This window comes from Salipiger pallidus (assembly GCF_014643635.1).
In the GTDB taxonomy this organism is placed as follows: Bacteria; Pseudomonadota; Alphaproteobacteria; order Rhodobacterales; family Rhodobacteraceae; genus Salipiger; species Salipiger pallidus.
In genome coordinates, this window is the sequence record NZ_BMJV01000008.1 from 186,922 (window position 1) to 193,989 (window position 7,068).

Annotated in this window: 6 protein-coding genes and 1 pseudogene; 2 read left to right on the forward strand and 5 right to left on the reverse strand. The window is 65.4% G+C overall.

The features are described 5' to 3' along the window. Positions 1–99 precede the first annotated feature (99 nt). The 5 genes from IEX41_RS17925 to IEX41_RS17945 all read right to left on the reverse strand — a co-directional run bounded on the left by IEX41_RS17925 (position 100) and on the right by IEX41_RS17945 (position 6,015). Positions 100–1,644 carry a hypothetical protein gene (locus tag IEX41_RS17925; RefSeq protein WP_188791689.1) on the reverse strand — a complete coding sequence of 515 codons (1,545 nt, stop codon included), beginning with the start codon at positions 1,642–1,644 and terminating at the stop codon, positions 100–102. 17 nt (positions 1,645–1,661) lie between these two features. Continuing rightward, complete coding sequence (locus IEX41_RS17930) at positions 1,662–1,910, reverse strand: hypothetical protein (protein ID WP_188791690.1); 249 nt, start codon at positions 1,908–1,910, stop codon at positions 1,662–1,664. Positions 1,911–2,009: 99 nt separating this feature from the next. Next, a complete protein-coding gene (locus IEX41_RS17935; RefSeq protein ID WP_188791691.1) occupies positions 2,010–2,516 on the reverse strand; it encodes a DUF805 domain-containing protein in 507 nt (168 codons plus the stop codon). Beyond that, the gene (locus tag IEX41_RS17940; RefSeq protein ID WP_188791692.1) at positions 2,513–3,886 is read right to left on the reverse strand and encodes a toxin-antitoxin system YwqK family antitoxin; all 1,374 of its coding nucleotides are present in this window, start codon (positions 3,884–3,886) and stop codon (positions 2,513–2,515) included. The genes IEX41_RS17935 and IEX41_RS17940 overlap by 4 nt, the downstream gene beginning before the upstream one ends. Beyond that, a complete protein-coding gene (locus IEX41_RS17945) occupies positions 3,883–6,015 on the reverse strand; it encodes a hypothetical protein (protein WP_188791693.1) in 2,133 nt (710 codons plus the stop codon). Before IEX41_RS17945 ends, IEX41_RS17940 begins: the two co-directional genes overlap by 4 nt. Before the next feature lie 227 nt (positions 6,016–6,242). Between IEX41_RS17945 and IEX41_RS17950 the strand changes: the two genes are divergently transcribed. Together IEX41_RS17950 and IEX41_RS17955 are read left to right on the forward strand one after the other, a co-directional pair. After that, positions 6,243–6,587 (forward strand): DUF2207 domain-containing protein, encoded by a 345-nt coding sequence (locus IEX41_RS17950; protein WP_188791694.1) that lies wholly within the window; start codon positions 6,243–6,245, stop codon positions 6,585–6,587. A 38-nt stretch (positions 6,588–6,625) separates the two neighbouring features. After that, positions 6,626–7,068 (forward strand): annotated as a pseudogene (locus tag IEX41_RS17955) (transposase); the annotation flags it as partial.

The window sequence follows — 7,068 nt, forward strand, 5'->3', positions numbered from 1 at the left end:
GGCGCAGTTGTGCCGTCAGTACCGAAGCCAAAGCACCAGCGGCCCATTCACGGCTAGACCAGTATGCGCTCGAGGTGACTGCCGCAGGCTTCGGTCACCTCAGCGACCGTACTCGCGCGGCGCGAATGTCATTTCCCTGCTCACCTGCGGCTGTTCGGCAGGGCGGTCCAGCCGGACACGAATGGCCTGCGGGGCGGTTTCGGTGTGCAGGACCAAGGTCTGCCCCTCGGGGTGTTCGGCCGCGAACATGCGGACCTGGCTTTCTGCGGGTGACAGCCAGTCGGGCCCGCGATCATGAGCATAGAGCGCGGCTTGCCCCGAAATTTCCTCAGGCAAGGACCATGTGATCAGATCATCCTTCTGCCCACTGTAGCGCAAGACGTAGGTGCCGGGCATGTCCCCGGGATTCAGCTCGGCCTGCACGCCGTTGCTGTCAACCGAAGCGCGCCCGTCCTCGTCCGCCGTCATCTCGATGACCTGGGTCGTAGATGGATACCAGGAGACTTCGGCCGTCATGCGGGACATCTGGTCCAGCATGACGGGGCCGATCACGTTCGGCGTCACGAGGGCGGCAGACCGCAGGCTGTCGGGATAGCCGAAATCCGGCTGGGCATAGGCTGCACCGATGTGGGTGCGGATGTCGACCGGCTCTCCGGCCTCGTCAAAGAGACGCAGGTCGTTGAAGGTCATCCTGCCTACTTGGACAAAGCTTCTGATGTCCGCAGGGATGGCCAGAATGGCGGGCGCGCCGAAGAACTCGAAGGTCGCCTCGTCTCCGAACATCTGCGCCGCCGTCGCGGGGGGCAGATCTGCGGGCGCGGTCACTTCGTTGATGTCGCGGGGCCAGCGGCTGTCTTCGGGGGCGAAGCTGTCCAGACCGTCGATCAGCGGGGTGAGAACGGTGGTGCGGCGGGAGGGCAGCTTCTGGCCATCGACCGCAAGGGTCGTCTCCCGCGTGACGACCTGGCGGATCACCCACCCGTCGGAGCGATCCAGAACCGCAAGCCCGGCGATGCGGTGGCCTCGCGTGCGCCAGGGGTGGGGATCATGAGCATCTGGGGACGTGTCGGGTCCGGTACCGCCCGTGAAGGCGACGCGCACCTCCGTATCGGTGACCGCCGTCACGCGCAGCTCGACATTCCGGTAGCTGCCAAGCTCCGGCAGGGTGGTGCTCCAGCCGTCCTCGGCCTGGACAGTGACCGGGAAGGCGGGGCTGGCGAAGGGATCGGAGAGGGCAGCGTGCAGGATCTCGGCCTTGGCGCCCGCGTCCTGTTCTACCTCGGGCGCGGCGCTGGCGAAGGTATGTTCCGTCTCGGCGCCAGCGATCTCCGTATCATAGCCAGCCCGTTGCAGGGCGGTCAGCGCGTCAGACCACTGCCTTGGCGCGGAAGAGCTGATGTATTCCCCATCCTCCCGCAGCTCGACGCGCGTGGGGATCGTATGGATTCCGTCTTCCGTGCCCGTCACGTCCAGGTAGGCGTCCAGGTAACGGCCATAGAGGGCATCGAAGGCCAATGGACGCGCTTCGTCTCCGACGGAGAGGCTGTAACTTCGCACGCTCTCCGGGTCGGGCTGGAAAATCACGGGTTCGGCCAAGGCGTGCCCGGCCCAGAGCAAAGGTGCAATCACGATGAGTGAGCGCATGGGAAATCCTTTCATGTTCAACCGAGACCTCCGCTGATCCACATCCAGAGCAGCGTCGCCATCCCTGCCACCGTCAGCAGCAGGCAGGCGCCCGCCACCGGCGCGACGATCAGCCAGAGCAGGCCGTAGAGAAACGTATGACGACGAAAGAACGGGCGTCGCTGCCCATTCTTGTGCGCGCAGGCCAAGGCGACAATTCCGATCACCGCGACCCCCTGCCAGCCGAGCAGCAGGAGGGTCAAACCACCCTGTGCGACAGGGATCATGCCGGAATGCCGATCGGGTGGAGAGAGTCAGCCGTCAGCCGATCCCGAGCGACGGCAGCCGTGCCGAGGCCGGCTGGTACGCCTGTTGGCATCGGAGCACTATTCATTCGAGAACCTCTCGCCGTGCTGCGGTGCGGGACCGAAGCGGTTGCCCTGCGGGTCGCCCTTTCGCGCCAGCAGCACGACGAGCCAGATCGTCGAGACAAGCGACACCGCAGGAAACCCCAGCATGACGGTGTAAAGCCAACCGTCGGAGTTGCTGGCAGTGGGGATCTCCGCCATCGGCTGCGCGGTCAGGCCGCGAATGGCGAAGGCACCGACCAGAAAGATCAGCGACGCGATGCCTGGCAACAGCAGCCACCAGCCGCGGCGGTTCACGTCGTGCAACCGCCGCCATCCGGCCGATGTCATGGGAAGGATGGTGACGACGGCAAGGAACACGCCAAGGGGATGCCGCCCGTCGAAGAGCATGTAATCCAGTGTCCCGGTGACCCAGGTCGCGATGACCAGGGCGAGCACGAAGAACCAGTATTCCGCGCGGGAGGCCCGGCCGCCGAAATGGAGGAACTTGCGCAGGCAGGTGCGGATGGCCCGACCGAACGTCATTGCGGGACCACCGGCAGGTCGGTTCGTGTCAGCATTCCGTCCTGCCACAGATCGCGCAGGACCGGGCGACCGTCCTGATAGTACGTGGTGTAGCCGTCGCGCACACCGTCGCGCCAGGCCTGCACCTCGTCCACCGCGCCATCGGGGGCGAAGAGGTAATGCAGTCCGTCCTCCTCGCCCATGTCGTAGTGGAGGACCTCTGCCGGATGACCCTCCGCGCCGGTGATGGTCCAGCGGCCGTCGCGCTTGTCCTCGGCGTAGCTGCCGGAATGGAGGTCCTCGAGGTTACCGGAGATCTCCTTCCACGGGCCAGTCTTCTGGCCCATATCGTATTGCCCCAGCTCAAGGGTCTCGCCGTCAGGGCCGAAGGACTCATAGGGCCCGTCCAGTGTTCCGGCGGCATAGGTCACGCGCATTCGCACCTTCCCGTCCAGGCCCAAGGTACGTTGTTCGCCGTCCAACCGCCCTTTGTCGTCATAGTTTTCCAGCTCCACGAAGGGCGTCGTTTCTTCACGCCGCCATTCTCCGACACGCTTGCCGTGGTCATACATGCCCCGGTCCAGAACGCTGCCGTTCCACGTCCGGGTGAACAATCCATGTGGCTGGTTGTCGACATAGGTGACGCGGGTCACGTCACCCTGGATCGGGTCCGTGCTGATGTAGAGGCCCTGCATCCGTCCGTCGACGACTTCCGATCGGTCGATCAGCTCGTCCTTGAGGTGGCGGGTGGTCAGGCGGTAGCCCTCGGCCCTGATGTCTGTTTCAGTGAAGTTCCCCTCGTATTCCGTCAGCTTCTCGCCTTCGCCATGGCCGTCGATCTGCACAGGTTCGCGCAAGGAGATCAGCGTCTTCTCCTTCCAGCGCCGTTCCCGCACGAAGACGCCGGCGTCGGTATATTCCGTCTCGCGCGTCAGTACACCGTCGCGCGTCCAGCGGCGTGACAGACCTACCTCGCGGCCTTCGTCGAAATGCCGCACCGAGCGCAGAGCGCCCGAGGGCCAGTATGCCTCGCGCGTGCCGGAGGGCTGTCCCATGTCATAGGTGCCCTGCATGGTCAGGTTGCCGTCACGGTCATAGTCGCGGAAATCTCCGTCGCGCTCTCCCTCGGTCCAGTGAACTTCGGCGGCAAGCTGGCCGTTCTCGTGGAACTTTCGCTCGACTCCATCGATGCGGCCCGCCTTGTAGACCGCATCCTCCCGCAGCTGCCCCGAGGGATAGTAGGAACGCCACGGGCCATGCAGCTCGCCCCCGCTGCGCGTGATTTCTCCCGCGAGGGTGCCGTCGTCGTAGTATTGCTTCTGCACACCATCGGGCGCCTGGGCCAGGGCGGGCGTCGCGAGACAGATCAGCAAAACTGCGGTGCGGATCATTGCGGGGCCTCCTCCGGCACGGGAAGGTCGGGGAAGGTCACGGTGAAGCTGCGGGTGAAGGGATCAGGGCGGCTGACGGCGCGCAGGATGCGGGCGGGCCTGCCTGCGACCCGCAGCGTCCCGTCGGGGAAGATTGCCCAGTTGATCCTGTCGGACAGTGCCAGACCCCGGCCGTTAGGCGTGGTCAGCGCCAGCGCGTCGCCGTGCGCGTCCACGAAGCGGATCTGGTCCATCAGCTGCGCGTAGGTCAGGTCGGGCGAGATATCCAGCGCCTCGGCGTCGATCTGCCACGGGTGGTCGGGATCGGGCTGCACCTCCGTCTCCTCCCACGTCACGGTAGCATCGCAGGTCAGAGTCACGTCCTGCGTGCCGTGTTCGTAGAAATGGGTGCGGGTGCCATCAGGCGACTGCATCTGCAACAGGCGGGTGCCGCCATAGCCGTCGGAGTTCGGCGTGACTTCGGCGAAGACCGCCTCCGTTTGCGGCAGCGCGAACGCCGCGGAGCAGCGTGCAGCCTGAAGGGTGCCCATGCGGAAGTGCAGCGCGGCGGCGTCCAGCCCCTCCGGGTGGACTTCTTCCAGGCGCGGCGGCGGATCGCCCTTGAAGAGGAGCACCTTGTCGGGGGCCCGGTCAGGGTCCATGCGGCGTCCGTGATCGGTCAGGAACGCCATCTCGCGCGTCGCGGCAGGGGTGTCCGGGTGACGGATCACCCGCACCGACAGGGTGGGCGTGGGGGCATCGGTCTTAAGTGCCACAAGCACGCTGCTGTATTGGGGAGAGGCGATGCGGCGGGCAAGGCTTTCGGCGGGCGTCAGCCAATCCGGCCCGCGATCGGCTGCATAGATCATGCTGCCCGCCTCCGTGCCTTCGTCGACGGCCCACATGAAGTCGTCGCCCTCACGTCCCGACACGATCAGCTCGAACCCCTCGTCGGTGGGAGAGAGCCGCGCGGTGGCGCCGTTCTTTGTCACCTCGGCATGGCCGGTCTCGTCGGGGGTCAGCGTCATCGTGAAGGGGGTCGCCGGATACCACGCCACGGACGCGCGGATCTCAGTCGCCTCCAGCACATCCGGCAGGATCTGCGTTTGCTCCGTGGGGATCAGGGTCGTGGAGGTGAAGGACGGATCACCGTCTTCCTCGTGATAGTTCGGCAGGGTGATCGACGGCAGGGCCAGCATCGGCATCTCCACCGGCTGCTCGCCCCGGAACACCTGCGGGTCGCTGACCACCAGGCGCCCGGTGCTGGGCATTTTCTCATGCAGATGGGTGAAATCCAGCGTCGGAAGGTCGTTCTCCAGCCGCACGCGGCCCTGATCGTGGGCAAAGATATCGGCCTCGGTCGGCAGCGGCTCCACGGCGGAGAGGCCATCGGACACGGGATGCCAGTCGGGGCGCTCATAGGTGTAGTCGGCATGGATGGGGAAAGGATAGTCCTCAGGTGCCATCGCAAGGGTGGTGCGCAGGGTCGTGCCGTCATCCGCGGTCTGGTCGGTGGTCATGACAACGCGGCGCAGCCAGCCCTCGTCCCGATCCAGCACCGCAAGGCCTGTGATCCGGAAGGACGGATCATCGCCCGCATACCGCAGGAACACGCTGTCGTCCGTAACATGCCTCACGGTCACCGTTACGTCGGGCACGCCCGAGAACTCCGCGATGGTGGTGCTCCAGCCCTCTGTGGCCTCGAGCCGGGCGGGGGGCAGGACGGCACCGAACTGCTGGCTGAGCCCCGTCATCACCTCTTGCGGGACAACAGCGGTCCCATGGGGCGTGACGTCTGTGATGACCCCTGCGTTCAGGGTAGCATCGAAGCCCTCCGCCATGGCCTGCCGCATGTTGTCGGGCAGCGGCCCCTGGGTGCCGTAGGTTTCGCCCGCGACCACTGTCTGGAACCACAGCGGAAGGATGTGCAGCGTCTTGTCATCGACCACTTCCATGCTGGTCAGCGACGAGATGCGCTGTGTGGCATAGCTGTAGTCTGGTGGTTCACCCTCGCGGCCCGGGCGGACCGACATCTCCATCCGCCATGTGCGCGTCTCACCGGGCTGTGGATCGAAGGTTACCGTCTCCGCACTCGCGGCACCGGCGATGATTGCAAGGATCGGGGCAAGCCCGTGTGTCCGATATGTCATTTGGCCCCCTGTGACTCGGCGCGACGCTAACAGACAGGTTTCGGATGTGAACCCAGGCCCTTGGTTATGCTCGGAATATTGCCAGGCGTAGGATGGCGGCATGCCGTTTCAGTTCCTCATCCTCCTGTTCGCGGCACCGCTTCAAGCCGATGAACGCATCCGCAGCTCCACTAGCGAAATCACGATAGACAACGCCGGCGCGCTGCAGGCGCCCGAGACGCTGGAAGGTGCAGGCCGAGGGGCATCTCATCCGCCACGGCATCTTCCGGGACCTGCCCCTCACGAAGAACGGGATCCGATGGGGCGGGTTCGATCTGGTCGAAGCCACGATGGACGGCGTACCGGAGGCCACCCGCATCCAGCGCCGGGACGGAATGATCCGCATCTACCTGGGGGACGATGATGCGGTCGTAAGCCCGGGCGAGCACCGCTTTCGACTGCGCTACGACGCGGAGCGGCAGGTCCGGTTCCTTGCCGATCATGACGAGCGTTACTGGAAGGTCACCGGCAATGCGTGGGCCTTCCGTATCGACATGGCCGCCGCTCGGCCTTGTTGCAGATCTCAGCGATGAGGATTCACTCTTCGAATCCAGTGCGTGAGGTCAGCGGCATGGACACGGAGAGCGGGGACATACGCGCGGTTGGGTTCACCTCAAGCCGCCAGGGCGGCAGCCTCCTGCTGCCAGACCTGCTGTCGCAAATTCCTGAGGACGAAGAGATCGCCACGGTCACGGCGGATGGCGCATACGGCACACGCCGATGCCACACTGCCATCCTCGAGCATGGCGCCGAGGCCGTCATACCGATCCGCCAGAACGGCCGCGCCTGGAAAGAAGACTGCCTCGCAGCATTGGCGCGAAACGAGATCCTGCGCGCAATTCAGCACCTCGGCAGGGCACTCTGGAAGACGTGGCCCGGCTACCATGTCCGAAGTCGGGTCGAGGCGCGGCCTCTTGATGGTGTGGACGCCCCCTCACGGCATCGCTGTGCCAAGGTAGCGGTGTCGAAATTCGCTACGAGGAGGAAGCGTCCATGGAGAAGGTTAGCATTGTA

What these genes read in the sequence shown, in the direction of transcription:
- IEX41_RS17940 (WP_188791692.1), bottom strand. Translation starts at nt 3,886, where the DNA reads ATGATCCGCACCGCAGTTTTGCTGATCTGTCTCGCGACGCCCGCCCTG.
- IEX41_RS17935 (WP_188791691.1), bottom strand. Translation starts at nt 2,516, where the DNA reads ATGACGTTCGGTCGGGCCATCCGCACCTGCCTGCGCAAGTTCCTCCAT.
- IEX41_RS17945 (WP_188791693.1), bottom strand. Translation starts at nt 6,015, where the DNA reads ATGACATATCGGACACACGGGCTTGCCCCGATCCTTGCAATCATCGCC.
- IEX41_RS17930 (WP_188791690.1), bottom strand. Translation starts at nt 1,910, where the DNA reads ATGATCCCTGTCGCACAGGGTGGTTTGACCCTCCTGCTGCTCGGCTGG.
- IEX41_RS17925 (WP_188791689.1), bottom strand. Translation starts at nt 1,644, where the DNA reads ATGCGCTCACTCATCGTGATTGCACCTTTGCTCTGGGCCGGGCACGCC.